Annotated in this window: 18 protein-coding genes; 7 read left to right on the top strand and 11 right to left on the bottom strand. The window is 74.1% G+C overall.

Features of this window, described 5'->3' with window-relative positions; genetic code table 11:
• Positions 1-10: 10 nt before the first annotated feature.
• The 4 genes from J2X59_RS05060 to J2X59_RS05075 all read left to right on the top strand — a co-directional run bounded on the left by J2X59_RS05060 (position 11) and on the right by J2X59_RS05075 (position 5,839).
• The gene (locus tag J2X59_RS05060) at positions 11-622 is read left to right on the top strand and encodes a CG0192-related protein (RefSeq protein WP_326495909.1); all 612 of its coding nucleotides are present in this window, start codon (positions 11-13) and stop codon (positions 620-622) included.
• A gap of 73 nt (positions 623-695) precedes the next feature.
• Complete coding sequence (locus J2X59_RS05065) at positions 696-1,355, top strand: 4'-phosphopantetheinyl transferase family protein (RefSeq protein ID WP_326495910.1); 660 nt, start codon at positions 696-698, stop codon at positions 1,353-1,355.
• A gap of 47 nt (positions 1,356-1,402) precedes the next feature.
• Positions 1,403-4,756 (top strand): carboxylic acid reductase, encoded by a 3,354-nt coding sequence (car, locus tag J2X59_RS05070; protein ID WP_326495911.1) that lies wholly within the window; start codon positions 1,403-1,405, stop codon positions 4,754-4,756.
• 144 nt (positions 4,757-4,900) lie between these two features.
• On the top strand, positions 4,901-5,839 hold the full coding sequence (locus J2X59_RS05075; protein ID WP_209684849.1) for an aldo/keto reductase: 939 nt from the start codon (positions 4,901-4,903) through the stop codon (positions 5,837-5,839).
• Positions 5,840-6,033: 194 nt separating this feature from the next.
• Here J2X59_RS05075 and J2X59_RS05080 read toward each other — a convergent pair whose 3' ends face one another.
• The 6 genes from J2X59_RS05080 to J2X59_RS05105 all read right to left on the bottom strand — a co-directional run bounded on the left by J2X59_RS05080 (position 6,034) and on the right by J2X59_RS05105 (position 11,280).
• Complete coding sequence (locus J2X59_RS05080; RefSeq protein ID WP_326495912.1) at positions 6,034-6,237, bottom strand: hypothetical protein; 204 nt, start codon at positions 6,235-6,237, stop codon at positions 6,034-6,036.
• Between the two features lie 78 nt (positions 6,238-6,315).
• The gene (locus tag J2X59_RS05085; protein ID WP_158407777.1) at positions 6,316-6,501 is read right to left on the bottom strand and encodes a hypothetical protein; all 186 of its coding nucleotides are present in this window, start codon (positions 6,499-6,501) and stop codon (positions 6,316-6,318) included.
• Positions 6,502-6,585: 84 nt separating this feature from the next.
• Positions 6,586-8,298: a serine/threonine-protein kinase gene (locus tag J2X59_RS05090; protein ID WP_326495913.1), complete on the bottom strand. Its 1,713-nt coding sequence runs from the start codon at positions 8,296-8,298 to the stop codon at positions 6,586-6,588.
• Positions 8,299-8,308: 10 nt separating this feature from the next.
• Positions 8,309-9,193, bottom strand: coding sequence for a phosphatase PAP2 family protein (locus tag J2X59_RS05095; protein ID WP_326495914.1), 885 nt, complete (start codon positions 9,191-9,193; stop codon positions 8,309-8,311).
• Between the two features lie 51 nt (positions 9,194-9,244).
• Complete coding sequence (locus J2X59_RS05100) at positions 9,245-10,930, bottom strand: bifunctional 3'-5' exonuclease/DNA polymerase (RefSeq protein WP_326495915.1); 1,686 nt, start codon at positions 10,928-10,930, stop codon at positions 9,245-9,247.
• A 101-nt stretch (positions 10,931-11,031) separates the two neighbouring features.
• The gene (locus tag J2X59_RS05105) at positions 11,032-11,280 is read right to left on the bottom strand and encodes a hypothetical protein (protein ID WP_326495916.1); all 249 of its coding nucleotides are present in this window, start codon (positions 11,278-11,280) and stop codon (positions 11,032-11,034) included.
• Positions 11,281-11,382: 102 nt separating this feature from the next.
• Between J2X59_RS05105 and J2X59_RS05110 the strand changes: the two genes are divergently transcribed.
• Entirely contained in the window at positions 11,383-11,604 is a 222-nt protein-coding gene (locus J2X59_RS05110) for a hypothetical protein (protein WP_326495917.1), read from the top strand.
• Positions 11,605-11,659: 55 nt separating this feature from the next.
• Here the strand turns inward: J2X59_RS05110 and J2X59_RS05115 are convergent, their stop codons facing one another.
• Positions 11,660-13,033 carry an L-serine ammonia-lyase gene (locus tag J2X59_RS05115; RefSeq protein WP_326495918.1) on the bottom strand — a complete coding sequence of 458 codons (1,374 nt, stop codon included), beginning with the start codon at positions 13,031-13,033 and terminating at the stop codon, positions 11,660-11,662.
• Positions 13,034-13,120: 87 nt separating this feature from the next.
• On the opposite strand from J2X59_RS05115, the gene J2X59_RS05120 reads away from it, so the two are divergent.
• Positions 13,121-13,939 carry a shikimate 5-dehydrogenase gene (locus tag J2X59_RS05120; protein ID WP_326495919.1) on the top strand — a complete coding sequence of 273 codons (819 nt, stop codon included), beginning with the start codon at positions 13,121-13,123 and terminating at the stop codon, positions 13,937-13,939.
• A 53-nt stretch (positions 13,940-13,992) separates the two neighbouring features.
• Here the strand turns inward: J2X59_RS05120 and J2X59_RS05125 are convergent, their stop codons facing one another.
• The 3 genes from J2X59_RS05125 to J2X59_RS05135 form a co-directional block, all read right to left on the bottom strand.
• On the bottom strand, positions 13,993-14,436 hold the full coding sequence (locus J2X59_RS05125) for an SRPBCC family protein (protein ID WP_066657286.1): 444 nt from the start codon (positions 14,434-14,436) through the stop codon (positions 13,993-13,995).
• A 3-nt stretch (positions 14,437-14,439) separates the two neighbouring features.
• On the bottom strand, positions 14,440-15,885 hold the full coding sequence (locus tag J2X59_RS05130; protein ID WP_326495920.1) for a phytoene desaturase family protein: 1,446 nt from the start codon (positions 15,883-15,885) through the stop codon (positions 14,440-14,442).
• A gap of 212 nt (positions 15,886-16,097) precedes the next feature.
• Entirely contained in the window at positions 16,098-16,784 is a 687-nt protein-coding gene (locus tag J2X59_RS05135) for a hypothetical protein (protein ID WP_066657291.1), read from the bottom strand.
• Between the two features lie 116 nt (positions 16,785-16,900).
• On the opposite strand from J2X59_RS05135, the gene J2X59_RS05140 reads away from it, so the two are divergent.
• A complete protein-coding gene (locus tag J2X59_RS05140; RefSeq protein ID WP_209684843.1) occupies positions 16,901-17,176 on the top strand; it encodes a hypothetical protein in 276 nt (91 codons plus the stop codon).
• A 48-nt stretch (positions 17,177-17,224) separates the two neighbouring features.
• Here J2X59_RS05140 and J2X59_RS05145 read toward each other — a convergent pair whose 3' ends face one another.
• Positions 17,225-17,752 carry a GNAT family N-acetyltransferase gene (locus J2X59_RS05145; RefSeq protein WP_066657295.1) on the bottom strand — a complete coding sequence of 176 codons (528 nt, stop codon included), beginning with the start codon at positions 17,750-17,752 and terminating at the stop codon, positions 17,225-17,227.
• Positions 17,753-17,901 lie beyond the last annotated feature (149 nt).

A 17,901-nucleotide genomic window follows, 5' to 3' on the forward strand; every position in this document is an offset into this window, starting at 1 on the left:
GCGTCGGTGCATGGCCGTCATCCACCGCGCAGAACTCCGACCGCCCAAGGCCGAGGCCCTCGCCGCCTGGCTGCCCGCGCAGCCGTGGAGCGGCCTCACCGCCGGTGCCGCCGTCGAGATCGTCACCCGCTTCCGGTTCGACGACCCCGAGGGTGAGGTCGGCGTCGAGGAGATCGTCGTGCGGACGCCCGAGGGACGGCTCCTGCACACGCCGCTGACCTACCGCGGCGCTCCGCTCGACGGCGCCCGGGGCTCCCTGGTGTGCGAGATGCACCACTCGGTGCTCGGGCAGCGCTGGGTGTACGACGCCGTCGCGGACCCGGTGTACGCCGACGTCCTGCGTCGTGCGATCGCCACCGGCGGGCACGAAGCGGAGCTCGAGCGCGCCGACGGCTCCGGACGGTTCGACAAGGAGGGCACGGCGGTCGGCAGCGGGTCGGCGCCGGACTCCCCCACGGTGACGTCGGCCACGGCCAGCACCGACGGGACCGAGACGACGGTGCACACCGACCACGGCGACCTCGTCGTGCTGCGGGTGATCGGACTGCCCGTGCCGGACGGCGAGACACTGACCGCGACCTGGCGCGACCGCTCGGCCGTCGTCGCGGTCCTGCCCGCCTGACGGACCCGGTCGCGGCCGCTCCGCGACGTGCCCCGTCCGGGGGACTCGGAGCTTCCGGGCGTCTGATTGCAATGTGCAACTTCAAGGCGGGACCGACTGGGTGGGGCTGCTCCCTGCCTCGGTCGTCGCCGCCGCCGCCGACCACGACCTGAGCGGCCCCCTCGCCGACGACGAACGCACTGCGATCGCCCGTGCCGTCCCGTCGCGGCGTGCCGAGTTCCGGACCGGCCGCCTGCTCGCCCGCCGCGCCCTGACGGCGATCGGCACCCCGGTGACGGCACTGCCCGTGGGTCGGAGCGGGGCTCCCCGCTGGCCCGAGGGCGTGGTCGGCACGATCACCCACTGCCCCGGCCTGCGCGCCTGCGCCGTCGCCCGGCGCGATGACCACGCCGGCATCGGCATCGACGCCACCCATGCCCTCCCCTTGCCGCCAGGAGTGCTCCGGCGCATCGCGGACGTCACGGACGGCCGTGTCGCACGGGGTCTCGCCGCACTCCGGCGAACCGGGGTTGAGAGTCCGGACAGCGTCCTGCTCGCCGCGACCGAGGCCGTCGCCAAGGCCCGCTCGGCCGCGCACGACGGCTGGTTCGGCATCGACGGTGCCCACGTGGAGCTGCGCCCGGACGGGACCTTCACGGCGAGCGCGCGTCGCGGCCCGGCGTTCGCGGCGACGGGACGGTGGGCAGTGGACCGGGGGACGGCGCGTGCGGGCATCGTGCTCGCCGCGCGCTGAGAGGCCGCGCGCGGGGGCGCGTCGGACCAACGAGGAAGGGAACCACCATGGTGCAGCAGGACGAGGACACCTCCGTCGAGGCGGTGTTCGACCGGTACGCCGACCGAACGGCGATCCGACAGCGGGACGGCGAGGTCGTCACCGACACGAGCTTCCGGGAGCTCCGGGACCGTGCGCGGGCCCTCGCGGCGGTGCTCGGCGAGTCCGTGGCCCCGGGTGACCGGATCGCGGTGCTCGGTCCGCCGAGCGCCGACGTCGTGCTCCTCGAGCTCGCGTGCTCGGTGCTCGGCGCGGTGAGCGTGCCGCTGCAGACCAGCGCGACCGTCGAGCAGCTCCGTGCGATCGTCGACGAGACGACGCCGGTGTGGCTGGGCGTCACCGCCGACCAGGCCGCGACGGCCCGGGCGGTCACCGACGCGGCCGCCGCCGAGGTGCACACCGTCCTGCTCGACACGACGGGTGCGGCCTGCGGGGCGACCGGGGCCGAGGGCACCGACGGTGCGGCGGCGCTGCCGACGCTCGCCGACCTCGTGGCACGGGGCCGCGACCTGCCCCAGCCGACCCCGTGGCGACCGGCGCCCGACGAGGACCCGCTCGCCCTGCTGCTGTACACCTCGGGCAGCACCGGGACCCCGAAGGGCGCGATGTACACGCGGTCCATGGTCGAGCGGCTCTGGCACGCACTGCCGCCGGACCACCCGGACGCCGTGACCGTCGGCTACGCCTACCTGCCGCTGAGCCACCTGACCGGTCGCGCGGCGCTGCTCGCCACGTTCGGCCGCGGCGGCACCGTGGCGCTCGCGACCTCGACCGACCTGTCGGCCCTGTTCGAGGACCTGCGGGTCTACGCACCGACCGAGCTCGTGCTCGTCCCGCGGATCGCCGAGATGGTCCGCCAGGAGGGCGCCCGCGAGGAGCAGCGCCGACTCGCGGCCGGAGCCACCGACGCCCCGGCCGTGCGTGCTCAGGTGCAGGACGACCTCCGGACACGTGCCTTCGGTGGTCGCGTCGGGCAGGCCGTCTGCGCCAGCGCCCCGCTCACGCCCGAGCTCCGCACGTACCTCGAGGAGTGCCTCGGCGTCCCGCTGCACGACCTGTACGGCTCGACCGAGGCGGGCAGCATCCTGCGCGACGGCGTGGTGCAGCAGCCACCGGTCACCGAGCACAAGCTGGTGGACGTCCCCGAGCTCGGCTACCGCACCACCGACCGACCGCACCCGCGCGGCGAGCTGCTCGTGAAGAGCACCGCGGTGATCCCCGGGTACTTCCGTCGCCCGGACGTCACCGCCGCGGTGTTCGACGAGGACGGGTTCTACCGGACCGGCGACGTGATGGCGCAGACCGGTCCGGACACGTACGAGTACCTCGACCGCCGGAACAACGTCATCAAGCTCTCACAGGGCGAGTTCGTCGCGGTCTCGGCCCTCGAGGCGACCTTCGGTGGGACGCCGGAGGTCCGGCAGATCGCCCTGCACGGGGACAGCAGGCACGCGTTCCTCGTCGCGGTCGTCGTGCCGGTCGACCCGGAGGCCACGGAGGGCGACCTGCTCGCCGCCCTCCAGCGCACCGCCCGCGCCCACGGGCTCGCGCCGTACGAGGTGCCCCGAGCGATCATCGTCGAACCGGACCCCTTCACGGTCGACAACGGCATGCTCTCCGATGCCCGCAAGCTCCTCCGCCCCCGGGTCACCGCCCGCTACGGGGACCGGTTCGCGGCGCTCTACGACGCGGTCGCCGAGCAGCAGAGCGGCACCCTCGTCGCGACCCTGCGCGAGCACGTGGGTGACGAACCGACCGTCGACACCGTCGTCCGTGCCGCCCGTGACCTGCTCGGTGCCGAGGTCAGCACCGAGACCGCCTCGGCCGCCCGGTTCTCGGACCTCGGCGGTGACTCGCTGTCGGCCCTGACGTTCTCCGGGGTCCTCGAGGACGTCTTCGAGACCGAGGTGCCCGTCGGTGTCATCACCGACCCGACGAACGACCTCGCGGCCGTGGCCGCGTACGTCGAGCGCTCGGCCGCCGACGACCGGCCGACCGTCGCCCGCGTGCACGGCGCCGACCCGACGGTGCTGCGGGCGTCGGACCTGCGGGTGGACCGCCTGCTCGGTGCGGTCCCCGCGCCGGTGGCACGCGCACCCCGCCCCACCTCGGACGGGCCGCGCACCGTCCTGCTCACCGGCGCGAACGGCTACCTCGGCCGCTTCACCGCGATGGACTGGCTCGAGCGGCTCGCACCGGTCGGCGGCACGCTGGTCTGCGTCGTGCGCGGGTCGGACGACGCCGCTGCCCGCCGTCGACTGGACGCGGCCTTCGCGGCCGATCCCGCGTTCGCCGACCGGTTCGCCGAGCTCTCGGGGTCGCTCGAGGTGGTCGCCGGGGACGTCAGCGAGCACCTGCTCGGCCTCGAGGAACCGCGGTGGGAGGACCTCGCCGCGCGGGTCGACCTCGTCACGCACGCCGCCGCCCTGGTGAACCACGTCCTGCCGTACACCGCGCTGTTCGGGCCCAACGTCGTCGGCACCGCCGAGGTCGTCCGGCTCGCGATCGCCGCCGGGAGTGTGCCCGTCACCTTCGTGTCGAGCGTCGCCGTCGCCGGTGGAGCCCGCCCGAGCGCGACCGAGGACGTCGCCCCCGGCGCCCCCGCGGCACTCGACGAGCGAGCGGACCTCCGGGCGACGATCCCCGAGTGGACGATCGCCGACGAGTACGCGAACGGGTACGGCGCGAGCAAGTGGGCGAGCGAGGTGCTGCTCCGCGAGGCGCACGAGCAGCACGGCGTCCCCGTCGCGGTGTTCCGCTCCGACATGGTGCTGGCGCACCCGCGCTGGCGCGGCCAGGTGAACCTGCCCGACGTGTTCACCCGTCTGGTCTGGAGCGTGCTCGCGACCGGGCTGGCACCCGTGTCCTTCGTGCAGCGGACCCCGGACGGCCGGGTGCAGCGCTCGCACTACGACGGCCTGCCCGCCGACTTCACGGCCGCCGCGATCGACGCCATCGGCGCGTCGGTGGTCGAAGGCCACCGGACGTTCAACGTCGTCAACCCGCACGACGACGGCGTCTCGCTGGACACCTTCGTCGACTGGCTGGTCGAGGACGGGTACGCGATCGAGCGGGTCGCGGACCACGCCGAGTGGGTCGAGCGCTTCCGGTCCGCACTCGAGGCGCTGCCGGACGAGGACCGTGCACGCTCGGTGCTGCCGCTGCTGCATGCGTTCGCGACCCCGGAGGTGCCGCACGCCGGGTCCGCGATCCCCGCGGACGCGTTCGCGGCCGCGGTCCGCTCGGTGCGTCCGCTCGGCTCACCGGACATCCCGTCGCTCGACCACGCGCTCGTCACCAAGGTGGCGGACGACCTGACGTTCCTCGGTCTGCTCGGCCCGGCCGCGTCGCCCACGCGCTGAGCACCGGACGGGAGGCGCGGTGCCGGTCCGGCACCGCGCCTCCCGTCCGTCACCCGGTCGCATCGGGCGTGACTGCCGGGCGCGGCCCGACGGGCACCGGCAGGGCCTCTCTGCGCACGGCGAGCTGCTGGCAGGATCGAGCGCGTGAAGACACTGGAGTTGCCACAGACCGACCTCACCGCGTCCGACGTCGTCGTCGGCCTCATGCGGATCAACGACATGAGCGACGAGGACATCCGCGAGCTGTACACCGCCTCGCGCGACGCCGGCGTCACGATGTTCGACCACGCCGCCGTGTACGGCGTCTGGCACGGGTGCGAGCAGCGGTTCGGTTCCGCCGTCACCCTGTCGCCGTCCGAGCGCGCCGACATCCAGCTGCAGACCAAGGTCGGCATCCGCCCGACGCCGGACGGCGCGTACTTCGACTTCTCGTACGAGCACATCATCGAGTCCGTGCACGAGTCCCTCGAGGCGCTGCGGACCGACTACGTGGACGTGCTGCTCCTGCACCGTCCCGACGCCCTCGTCGAGCCCGAGGAGGTCGCCCGGGCGTTCGACGAGCTGCACGCCGCCGGCAAGGTGCACCACTTCGGCGTCTCGAACCACACCCCCGGTCAGGTCGAGCTGCTGAAGCGGTCGGTGCGGCAGCCGCTCGCGTTCAACCAGGTGCAGCTGAGCATCACGCACGCCAACGTGATCACGCAGGGCCTGACGGCGAACATGGCCGGGCTCGACCAGTCGATCGACCGCGACAACGACATCCTCAACCACGCGCGCCTGAACGACGTCACGCTGCAGGCCTGGTCGCCGTTCCAGAAGGGCTTCTTCGACGGCGTCTTCCTCGGCGACCGCGAGCAGTACGCCGAGCTCAACGACGTGCTCGAGGAGCTCGCCTCGGCACACGGCGTCACCCCGACGGGGATCGCGGTCGCTTGGATCACCCGACACCCCGCGCACTTCCAGGTCGTCCTGGGCACGACGAACCCGCAGCGGGTGCGGGACTCGGCCGCGGGTTCCGACGTCCGGCTCTCGCGCGAGGAGTGGTACCGCGTCCTGACGGCGGCGGGGCACACCGTCCCCTGACCGAGCTGCGGGGCTGGGCCTTGACCGTGCCGCGCTCCGGAGCTCGGCCCTGAGCGTGCCGGGCTCCGCTCAACGGGGAGCACGTCGCGCCACGGAAGTCCGTGGTGTCACGTGCTCCCCGTTGTGCTGAAGCACGTCGTGCCCCGGGCTGCTCGGCTCGGCTCGACTCTGCTCGGCTCGGTCGGGGCGGGCGGTCAGTCGTCGGTGGTCGAGGCGCTCGGCACCCGCACGTCGACGGGTGAGACCCGCGAGGGGTCGGCCGACGCTCCGCCGACGACGTCGAACGAGATGCCGAGCTCGGCGGCGGTGTCCTCGTCGAGCTCGAGCCCGTGCTCGGTGACCTGGTCCTCTGGGATGGCGCGACCCTTCGACGGGTCCCACGCGTTCGCGAACGACATGCGCACGAGCTTGCCGTCCGTGGCTGGCAGCGAGGTGTCAGGCGTCGGTGGTGTCCGTCAGCGGCCAGCCGTCTCGGGTCACCGGGCGACCGGGCCCCCGCCGGCCTCGTCCTCGTCCTCGTGCGGGGCTGGCGAGACCGACGGGTCGACCGAGTCCGGGCCGACGTCGGCGCCGCGGTCCTCCTCGACCTCGATCTCGGTCTGGTCGTCGCCGTCCACGGGGAGGTCGGCGCCGGGCTGCTGCGGATCGAACGGTGTGCTCATCGACATGCTCCGAGCGTGCTCCCGCGACGGTGGGCGTCGGCTCGACGCTGTCCGTCCACCGCGCCGGGGTCAGCAGCGACCGCGTCAGCCGCGGCCGGGGCCCGTCGCCGGCCCCTGGGTGAGCGACCCGACGGTGGTGTCGACCGTCGTGTCCGCCGCACCGGACCCCTTGCCCTTGCCGCTGTTGCTCCCGGGACCGTTGCCGTTGCCGCTGTTGCCCGCGCCGCCCTGGGGGGCCTCGACGGGGTTCGACGCCGGACCGCCCGGCTGGGGGCCGACGCTCGGGTCGTCGGCGGGCTGGCTCGGCTCCTGCGCGGGCTCGCTCGGCTGCTGCTCCTCGGTGGGCTCCTCTGCCGGCTCGCTCGGTTCCTGCGCGGGCTCGCTCGGCTGCTGCTGCTCCTGGCTGGGCTGCTGCTCCGGCTCGCTCGTCTGCTGCTCCGTCGGCGACGAGGGCTCGCTGGAGTCGGTCGGCGCGGGCGTCGAGTCGTCTCCCCCGCCCAGCGCGAAGAGCGCGACGCCGATCCCCGCGAGGACGAGGATCCCGACGACCACCGCGGTGATGATCCCCGCACGCCGTCGCTTCGATCCGTCCGTACCGGGACCGCCCCGTCCGGCAGCCCCCGCTGGACCACCGGCTCCTCGCGACGCGGCACCACCGGCCACCGCACCACCGCCAGCAGCAGCAGCGGCGCCCGCTCCACCGGCGCCCCGCTGGGCACCGAGGACCGTCGTCGCGACGTCGTCCTGCGCACCCGTCCGGTCGTACGCCCGGGTCGCGGCGTCGGCACCGCCGGCGGTACGCATCGCCCGCGTGGCCTGGTCGCCGTCCACAGCGCCCGGCACGGCCTGGGTGGCCTGGTCGGCGTGGGCTGCGTCCGGTCCCCCGGCGCCGAGCGCGGCACCGGCGAGACCGACTCCGGCACCGGCCGCTCCGCCGGCAGCACGGGTGAGAGTGCCGGGTCCGCCCGGGAGCAGCTGGGTCGCCGGTGCCGTCCCGTCGCGTTCGAGGGCACGGAGACGTCGGGCCGCCTCGGCCGCGGTCGGGCGCTCGGCCGGGTCCTGGGCGGTCATCACGTGCAGCAGCGTCCGCCACGCGGTGGGCAGGTGCTGGTCGATGTCGGGGCCCCGCGTGAGCCGCGCGGTGGCGGACTCGACGGCGGTGCCGGGGAACGGTCGTTCACCCGTCAGGCACTGCAGCAGGACGAGCCCGAGGGCGTAGACGTCGGCCTGACCGGTGACCTCGCGCCCGAGGACCTGCTCCGGTGAGATGTAGGCGGCGGTGCCGATGACGGTGCCGGTCCCGGTCACGCGCGCGGCGTCCCGGAGCAGCGCGATGCCGAAGTCGGCGAGCTTGACGTGCTGGCCGTCGCTCTCGAGCAGCACGTTCGCGGGCTTCACGTCGCGGTGCACGATGCCCTGCGCGTGCACGGCGGCGAGTCCCTCGGCGACCTGGGCGCCGGTGCGCGCGGTCGTCGTGGTGTCGAGCGGGCCCTCGCGCAGCCGGGTGTCCAGGTCGCTGCCGGGGACGAGCTCCATCACGAGGTACGAGTCGCCGTTGCCGTCGTCGAGTGCGGCGTCGTAGAGCGTGACGAGCGAGGGGCTGCGGAGCGCGGCCAGCGTGTGCATCTCGGCCTCGGCGCGCGCACGTTCGCCGTGGTCGACCGCGCCGATCCGGAAGACCTTGACGGCCACCTCGCGGCCGAGCTGCTCGTCGACGGCGCGGTAGACGGAGGCCATGCCGCCGTGACCGAGCGTGCCGGTGACGCGGTACCTGCCGCCGAAGACCCGTTCTTCCATGCGGGTGAACCTACCGTGACGACCTGACCGGGCGTGCCGGTCCGCGGCCGCGCACGACCGGGTCGGCACCCCGGTGGAGGGCGGTCAGGTACAGCCGGTGCGCCGTGATCACGAGCGCCAGCCACGCCAGACCGAGGGCCCACGCGGCGAGCACGTCCGTCGTCCAGTGGTGGCCCAGGAACACCCGCGAGACGCCGATCGACAGCACGAAGAGCGTGCCGACGACGATCGTCCACAGCCGGGTGACCGTGCGTGACTGCCGCAGGATGAGCAGGTACACGATCGTGCCGACGACGACCGTGGCGTTGAGCGTGTGGCCGGACGGGAACGACGGCGAGTGCTCGTACGGCGGCACCGCGTCGGACAGCGGCGGTCGGGCACGGCCGATCAGGTCCTTGCCTGCGATCGTCATGAGGAGCGAGCCGCCGCTCGCCGCGACGAGCAGCACGAGCGGGGTCCAGGCGCGGCGCTGCACCGTGAAGCCGATCAGGAAGCAGACCGCGACGATCGGCATCCCGATCGTCCCGGCGATGTCGGTCCACCACGTGACCGCCTGGTCGGCGAACGGGGAGCGCAGGGTGAGCATCCAGTCGAGGACGGGGCGGTCGAGCACCGCGACGTCGTCGGACGCCCGCACGGCGTCGTACACCTCCGATGCCGCCCAGGTCGCGGTCGCGGCGATGCCGACACCGACTGCCAGCGTCAGGACGAGCAGGGGGAGGGCGCCGTAGCGACGGCCGAGTGCCGCCCAGCCCTCGGCGACCGTGTGGCCGGCCCGGGACCGCCACGTCGTGAGGTCGAGGTCGCCGACGTGCCGGTCCTCGACGACCGCCGCCTGCTCCGCACGGTCGACCCGACCGGCAGCCGAGGGGTCCTCGTCGTGGTGTCGCTCCATCGACCCACCCTGCCCGTCCCCGGCTGCGAGCGCGCACGCGCCGGCCCGGGCTCAGTCCTTCGCGGCCCCGTAGTCGCGCACCGTCGACACCGTCAGGGGGAAGACCACCGGGAAGTCCCGGAAGAGCAGCCGTCCGGCATCGACCGCCGCGGCCCGGACCTGTTCCGCCACGAACGGGGCGTGCTCGACGGGCGTGTGCACCACGATCTCGTCGTGCACGAAGAACACCAGGTGCGGCCCGGCGGTCAGCGGGCCGGGGAACCGGGTCGCGAGCCGGGTCCGGAGCGATCCCATCCACGCCAGTGCCCACTCGGCCGCGGTGCCCTGCACCACGAAGTTCCGCGTGAAGCGCCCCCAGCTGCGGGCACGCCCCTCGACCGCCCGCTGCTGCGCCGGCGTGCCGTCCACCGACCAGGCGCGGTTGCGCGCGGCGAACCAGGCCTCGTCGGGGACGGGCGACGTCCGGCCGAGCAGCGTCGTCACGGGCTCGCCGCGCTCGCCCGCCCGGGCCGCCCGGTCGACGAGCCCCAGCGCCGCCGGGAACGCCCTCGCCAGCCGCGGGACGAGCCGTCCAGCGTCACCCTGGGTCGCGCCGTACATCGCGCCGAGCATCGCGCCCTTCGCCTGCTGCCGCGTCTCGACCGCCCCCGAGGCGACCACCCCGTCGTACAGGTCCCGCCCGTCGCCCGCGGTCGCCATCGCCCGGTCACCGGCCATCGCCGCGAGCACGCGCGGTTCGAGCTGCGCCGCGTCCGCCACCACGAAGGCCCAGCCGTCGTCGGCGACCACCGCACTGCGGACCGTCCTCGGCAGCTGCATGGCACCGCCGCCGTCCGCCGCCCAGCGCCCGGTGACGACCCCGCCGACGACGTACTTCGGGTGGAAGCGCCCGTCCTGCACCCACTCGTCGAGCCATGCCCAGCCGTTCGCGGTGAGCAGGCGGGACAGGCGCTTGTACTCGAGCAGCGGCGCGATGACCGGGTGCTCGAGCTCCTGCAGCTCCCACTTGCGCGTCGACGTCACCATCAGGCCGACGGCCCGGAGCGACCGCAGGACGTCCGCGGGCGAGTCGGGGTTGAGTGCGGGGTCGCCGAGGTGTGCGCGGATCTCCCCCGCGAGCTCCTCGAGCCGGCGCGGCCGCACCCCGGCGGGTACCCGGGGGCCGAGTTCCTCCTCGAGCAGGCGCTCGTGCACGTCCGGACGCCAGGGGAGACCTGCGGACAGGATCTCGGCCGCGACGAGGGCTCCCGCCGACTCGGCGGTGGTGAGCAGGCGCAGTGCGCCCGGCGTCGTCGACGTGGCGACCGCGTCGAGCTGGCGGCGGAACTCGGCGACCGGATCGGCTGCGTCGTCGGCCGGTGCGACGACGAAGAGCGCGTCGTCGAACAGCCGGGCCTGCGACGGGCGGGTGGGGCGGGCCTCCTGGCCGGGGTCGTCCCACGTGTCGGGTGGTGCCGTCGCGAGGGCCGTCCCCCGTGCGGCGAGCGCGCCGCGCAGGATGCGACGGCACAGGCGGAGGTCGACGCAGCGGCCGACGCGTCCTCCGGCCGCCAGGACGGCCGGGTACCAGCGGGCGGTGTCGTCCCAGACCCAGCGCACGTCGGGTGCGTCGTTCGCGGCGACGAAGGCCGGGAGGCCCGGCTCGTCCAGGCGCGTCGGCTCGCCGGCCGGCTCCCCCGCGTCGGTCAGGGGCGTCGCGGTGACGCCGCCGTCGACGCGGTGGAGGACGAGGTGCACCCGACGATCATCCTCCTTCCCGCGGGACGCACCGTCGGCGGGTGCTCGCAGCGGTACCGCGGTGCGAGGTGTCGCCGGGGTTGCGTCGTGCGAGGGAGGGCTCAGTCGGCGGGGTGCGGGTCCTGCGTCGCGTCGGTCCGGGGGTCGGTGCCGTCGGCGTCCCCGGGGCGGACGGCCGCGGAGTCCGCGACGTCGATGCGCACGTCCCCGTCATCGGCGCGGGAGACCTCGACGCGCGGGTCGGCGTCGTGCTCGTCCGACCCGGACATCCTGCGGAGGGTGTCCTGTCGGCGTTCCTCGAAGGACATGTCGACGCCGTCGCCGAGGTGGTCGTGGTCCGTGTCGCTCATGCGTCCGACCGTACCCGCGGCGGCCGGAGCGCCTCCCGGCAGTGCACGTGAGCAGCGTTCAGCGATTTGGTGCGCGAATCGGACAGACGCCAAGGTGGAGTGATGGAGACGGAGCGCGCACGAGCACCACGGTGGCGACCGGTCCCTGCCGACGACGTCCCGATCCACGCGGTGGTCCGCTACCGCGACCGCGGGCGACTCGTCGCCGGGACGGCGGTGGACGTCCTCGACACCCCGGGGCGTCCCGCACTCATCGTCCGCACCGACGACGGGCAGCACCACGTCGCACCGCGCGCGATCCCGCTGGAGATGCAGGTCCGTTGACCGGCCCGGGCGATCGTACCGGGGCCGTCGCCACGACGCAGCGCGCTGCGGCCGCTCAGCAGAGGGGGACGTTGACCGCCAGTCCGCCCATCGCGGTCTCCTTGTACTTCGTCGACATGTCCGCACCGGTCTGCCGCATCGTCTCGACGACCTGGTCGAGGGACACGTGGTGCACACCGTCCCCGCGCAGCGCCATCCGGGCCGCGTTGATCGCCTTGTTCGCCGCGATCGCGTTCCGCTCGATGCAGGGGATCTGCACGAGGCCGCCGATCGGGTCGCAGGTCAGCCCGAGGTTGTGCTCCATCGCGATCTCGGCGGCGTTCTCGACCTGTTCGGGGGTCCCACCGAGGACCTCGGCCAACCCGGCCGCCGCCATCGACGCGGCGGAGCCGACCTCGCCCTGGCAGCCGACCTCGGCGCCCGAGATCGACGCCCGCTCCTTGTAGATCGAGCCGATCGCCCCGGCCGTGAGCAGGAAGCGGACCACGGCGTCGTCGCGGTCCTCCGGGAGGACCTCGGAGACGTAGGTCAGGGCGTAGTACAGCACCGCGGGGATGATCCCGGCGGCACCGTTCGTGGGGGCGGTGACGACCCGGCCACCCGTGGCGTTCTCCTCGTTGACCGCCATCGCGGTGAGGTTCACCCACTCCATCGCGAAGAGCGGGTCGTGGTGCGGGTCGTCGCGGGTGAGCTGCTCGTGCCAGTTCGCCGCGCGACGCCGGACCGTCAGCCCGCCGGGCAGCGTGCCGGTGCGGCGGATGCTGCGGTCGACGCTCTCGCGCATGACGTCGTGCACGTGCAGGAGTCCGGCGCGGACCTCGGCACCGGTCCGTGTCGCGGTCTCGTTCGCCATCGCGATGCCGCTGACGGGCAGGCCGGTCGCGGCGCACGCGGCGAGGAGTTCGGCGCCGCTCGAGAACGGGTGCGGGACGGCGTCGTCGACGGGGATCGCGGCCTCGGCCACGGCACCCTCGGTGTCGCTCGTGATGAACCCGCCACCGATCGAGTAGTAGGTCTCCTCGGCGAGGACCGCTCCCGAGGCACCGGTCGCCCGCAGCCGCATCGCGTTCGGGTGGCGGGGCAGCATGGTGAGCGGGTGCAGCACGATGTCGGCCTGGCGGAACGGCACCGTCGCTCCGCCCGCGAGCCGCAGCACACCGGTGCGTTCGAGGTCGTCCAGGGACGCTGCCATCTCGTCCGGGTCGACCGTCTCGGGGTCGGAGCCCATCAGCCCGGCGAGCACCGCACCGAGCGTGCCGTGTCCCTGCCCGGTCGAGGCGAGCGAGCCGTACAGGTGGACGTCGAGCCCGGTCACGGGGGCGTCGGCGAGCCCGGCCGCGAAGGCCGCGCCGGCACGCATGGGCCCGACGGTGTGGGAACTCGACGGGCCGATCCCGACGCTGAACAGATCGAAGACGGAGACCGGCATCCCGCCACTCTAACCCGTCCGGACGGCACTGCGGTCGGGTACCGGTAGTGGACCGCTCCATCGGCACGGGCGTGGGAGACTCGTGCCATGCCCATCCTCCACAAGGACATGCAGGTCTGCATCTCGCTCGCGGCCCGGCCGAGCAACATCGGCACGCGCTTCCACAACTTCCTCTACGACGAGCTCGGGCTGGACTTCGTCTACAAGGCGTTCACCACGACCGACCTGCCCGGCGCGGTCACCGGGATCCGCGCGCTCGGCATCCGGGGGTGCTCGGTGTCGATGCCCTTCAAGGAGGCGATCATCCCCCTCGTCGACGTGGTCGAGGAGTCCGCGGCCGCCATCCGGTCGATCAACACCGTGGTGAACGACGACGGTGTGCTCACCGCGTCGAACACCGACTACGAAGCCGTCGCGTCCCTGCTCCGCACGCACGACGTCGACCCGACGGCCCGCGTGGTGCTCCGTGGCTCCGGCGGGATGGCCAAAGCGGTCACGGCGGCGTTCCGCGGTGCGGGCTTCGAGCAGCTCACCGTCGTCGCGCGCAACGCGGAGACCGGTCCTGCCCTGGCCGAGCAGTACGGCTTCGACTGGGTCGCGAGCGAGCAGGAGGCGCCCGAGGCCGACGTCCTGGTCAACGTCACCCCGCTCGGCATGCGCGGTGCGGACGAGGACGCCCTCGCCTTCGCGCAGGACCGTGTCGAGGCCGCGTCGACCGTCTTCGACGTGGTCGCGTTCCCCGCCGAGACCCCGCTGGTCCGCGCCGGTCGCGCCGCGGGTGCGCGCGTGATCACCGGCGCCGAGGTCATCGCGCTGCAGGCAGCCCGCCAGTTCGAGCGGTACACGGGCATCGCCCTGACGGACGACCAGGTGCGTCGAGCGAGCGAGTTCAGTCGCGCGGAGTGACCAGGTGGCGGCACGGAGGCTCGTGGCGGTGCCGCCACGAACCTCCAGGCCGTCTACTGGGCGCCCGCGCGCCCCTCCGCGACCCAGCGGAGCCGCCGGATGCTCTCGTTGTTGCGGATCCAGATGCCGGGCTGCGCGATGAACCCGGGCACGAGTGATCCGGGACCCCGGACGGGGTTCTCGCGGAGCGTCACCCGGCTCCCCCGCGGGTGCGGTTCCACCTCGACCTCGACCCGGGCCTCGCCGACCGGCCAGCCCTTCGCCTGGATGACGAGCCGCCGGGGCTCGTCGACCTCGAGCGAGATCGTCGTGTCGTTGATCAGGAACGGCCAGATGCCGAACGAGTGGTGCAGCTCCGTACCGACGGCGGGCCACCCCGGGTCCTGACCGCGCATGCGCGAGGCGCCGACCACCCAGGTCGGGTAGAGCCAGCCGTCCCGGAGCACGTCGAAGACGGCCTCCGGGCTGCAGTGCACGATGCGGACGTTCTTCGCCATGGTTCAGTCCTCCGGTGCGAGGTCGACGTGCTCGGACAGGCCGAAGGTGTGCCGCAGGGCGCTGCGGGCCGCGTGCCAGCCCGCCATGCCGTGCACACCCGGGCCGGGCGCGGACGCCTCCGAGCACAGGTACATGCCGCCGCCCATCCGCCACGGATCGGACGACAGGACGGGCCGCTTGACGAGCTGCCAGAAGCTCGCGGCCCCGGCGGCGATGTCGCCGCCGACGTAGTTCGGGTTGTACTCGCCCATCTGGACGGCCGTGCGGCTGCTCGACTGCAGGACGGTGTCGCGGAACCCGGGCGCGAAACGCTCGACCTGCCGGACGATCGCGTCGGTCGGGTCGACGTCGGAGCCCGCGGGCACGTGTGCGTACGCCCAGAAGACGTGCTTGCCGCGCGGGGCCCGGCTCGGGTCGACCACGGTCGGCTCGCTCCCGAGGACGTACGGGCGTTCGGCGTGCCGACCGTGCGCCACGGCGTGCTCGGCCTCGGCGATCTCCGCACGGGTGCCGCCGATGTGCACGGTACCGGCCTTCCGCAGCTCGGTGTTCGTCCACGGCACCGGGTCGGACAGCGCGAAGTCGACCTTCGCTGCCGCGTTGCCGAACCGGAAGCGGCGCAGCGCCCCGCGCTTCGGGGTGGGGATCTGCTTCCCGGCGATGTGCAGCATGCCCGGGACGCTCGTGTCGAACAGGACGGCCTTCGCCGGGGTCAGGTCGGCGAGGGACCGGACCTCGCGCCCGGTCTCGATGGTGCCGCCGTGGGCGACGAGGTCGGCGGCGAGCGCGTCGACGATCGCCTGGCTGCCCCCGATCGGCACGGGCCAACCGCGGGCGTGGGCGTAGGAGCCGAGCGACAGCGCGGCCGCGGCGGTCGACAGGGACGGCATGTGCTGGATCGAGTGCGCCGCGACGCCGGAGACCATCGCCGGTGCGACCTCGTCGCGGAACCGGGCGTTCCAGGCGGCGCTCCCCTGCTCGAGGGCGCGGAGACCGAACCGCAGGACGGTGAGCGGGTGTCGCGGGACGTGCAGCAGCGCGTCGGTGGCGAAGTCCGCGACCCGGTCGGCGCTGCCGGACAGGGGCGCCATGAGGTTCCGGAAGGCGCGGCCGTCGATGCCCAGGCCCTCGGCGGTGCGCTCGAGGTCGCGGTAGGCGATGCCGGCGCGGCCACGGTCGAGGGGGTGGCCGTACTGCACCTCGGGCAGCCGGAGTTCGATGCGGTCCTCCATGCGGAAGAGCCGGAAGAACTCGGACTGCAGCGCCATGGGGTGCACCGCGGAGCAGACGTCGTGGTGGAACCCGGGCAGCGTCAGCTGTGCCGTGCGGGCACCACCGCCGATCGTGTCGTTCCGCTCGACGACCTCGACCGACAGCCCGGCCCGCGCGAGCGTCACCGCCGCCGCGAGTCCGTTCGGTCCGGCACCGACGACCACCGCATCAACCATGTACCCGAGCCTAGGGACGCGCGCCCCCGCGGGCGGTCAGCCGTGCCCGGCTCCCGCACTTGCCCGCCCGCACGCGCCCGTTCCTTCCCATCACGCGCGCTGTCCCTGGCGGGAACGGGCGTACCGGGTGATCCGGCGGGACCAGGTACGCCCGATCCCGCCCGGTACGCCCGGAACGACCAGGCACCTGCAGGACCTCGCAGGGTCCGTCGTCAGGGGCGTGCGGTGTCCGCGTCGGCGGGATCCGTACCGTCCTCGGCGGCGTCGCCCTCGTCGGGCTCGTCCGCATCGGCCGGCGTCGCGACCGGGGCCTCGGCGCCCGCCGGGTGCTCCGCGAGCAGCGCCGCGAAGTCCTCGTCGAGCATCTGCTGCAGACGTTCGTCGCGGCCGATCTCGTAGTCCTCGGTCGGGCGCTGCGCCCACCCGAGACGTCCGACGACGGTCGTGCCGATGTCGTCCCACGCCCGGGCACGGGCCTGCAGCACGATGCGGTCGACGAAGCCCTGGTCGTCGCGCCGCCGGTCGAGCATGGCGGCGAGCTGCTCGTAGGTGGCCTCGCGCGTGCGGAGCTTCAGGTCGTCGCCGCGCTTGTAGTCGTGCTGGTGCTGCGAGCGCCCCCGCTTGTTGCTCGACGTCGACCGGATCTCCCGCATGCGGGCGGCGTCGCCGCGCTGCTCCTCGGCCATGCGGTGCAGTTCCTCGCGGGTGGCCTCGGCGATGACGGCGTGGTCGAAGTACCCCTGGTCGCGGAGGGCGTTCGTGATGATCCGGTTCGCCACCGCGACGGTGACGGCGGCCCTGGCGATGAGGAAGCCCTCGTCGACGGCCCGCTTCAGCTCCACCTGGCTGACCGGGCGGTCGCGAACGTCGTTCCTGGGGCGTCGTCCGAACAGGGCCATGCTCCGACGATACCGGCGTGCGGCCGTCCGTCCGCAGGAGGTCCGTCCCCGGGAGGACCCGCGGTCACACCACGGGGGGACGCGACGCGGCAGCAGGACCCCGTAGCGTCGGGGTCATGACCACCGTGCAGCACACCCCTCGGACCGGCCTCGGCACCGCGAGCCTCGTGCTCGGGGTCTGCTCGCTGCTCGCCGGGTGGACCTTCTTCGCCCCCGTCGTCGGCCTGTGCCTCGGGATCGCCTCCCGCAGTCGTGAGCCGATGGCCCGTGGCCGAGCGGGGTGGGGCATCCTCCTCAACCTCGTCGCGCTGGCGGTCTGGATCGTGGTCGGCGTGCTGCTCCTGCTCGGCGGCGCGTTCGCCGTGTGGGCGGGCGTGTCCCAAGGCCGCTGACGCAGCGTTCGTCCCGCCGGGGGACCGGCGGAGCGCCGCCGACGACCGTCAGGTCAACAGCCCGTACACCGCCACGTCGACCCGTCGGGGCCCGAGCGGGAGCGCGCTGCGCAGCGTCCCCTCGTGCACGAACCCGAGCCGTTCGGCCAACGCCCGGCTCCGGGCGTTGTCGACGCCGGTGCGGACCTCCACCCGGGCGCTCCCCCGCTCACGCGCGACCTCGAGCAGTGCGGAGGCGGCCCGTCGGACGATGCCGCGCCCCTCGTACCGCTCGTCGATCCAGTAGCCGAGCGACGCCTGGCCCAGGTACGGGTCGAGCGCGAGCGACACCGACCCGACGATGCTCCCGTCCACCCGGACGACGCACGGCACCGCACGATCCATCGCGTACTGCCCGAGCAGCTGCTCCGTGTGCAGGACGAGCGAGTCCCGGGAGACCGGCGCCCACGCCCACGGCTCCGCGGCCCGGAGGCGTGCGAGGTTGGCCTGCACCAGGTCGTGGACGGCGTCGACGGTGCTCAGGTCGCGCAGCGTGAGCGTGCACCCGTCGCCGAGGTCCCGTCCCGAAGCCGCCACGTGTCCGAGACTATGCACGCGGCGTGCGCGCCGTCCGGAGCCGGCCGCGCGGACGCGCGGACACGCGGCCACGTGGCCACGCGGACACGCGGCCACGCGGCCACGCGGCCACGCGCTCGACGCGATGCAGCCCGTCCGGAGCTCGGGAG

It is taken from the genome of Curtobacterium sp. 260 (genome assembly GCF_030803485.1).
Taxonomy (GTDB): domain Bacteria; phylum Actinomycetota; class Actinomycetes; order Actinomycetales; family Microbacteriaceae; genus Curtobacterium.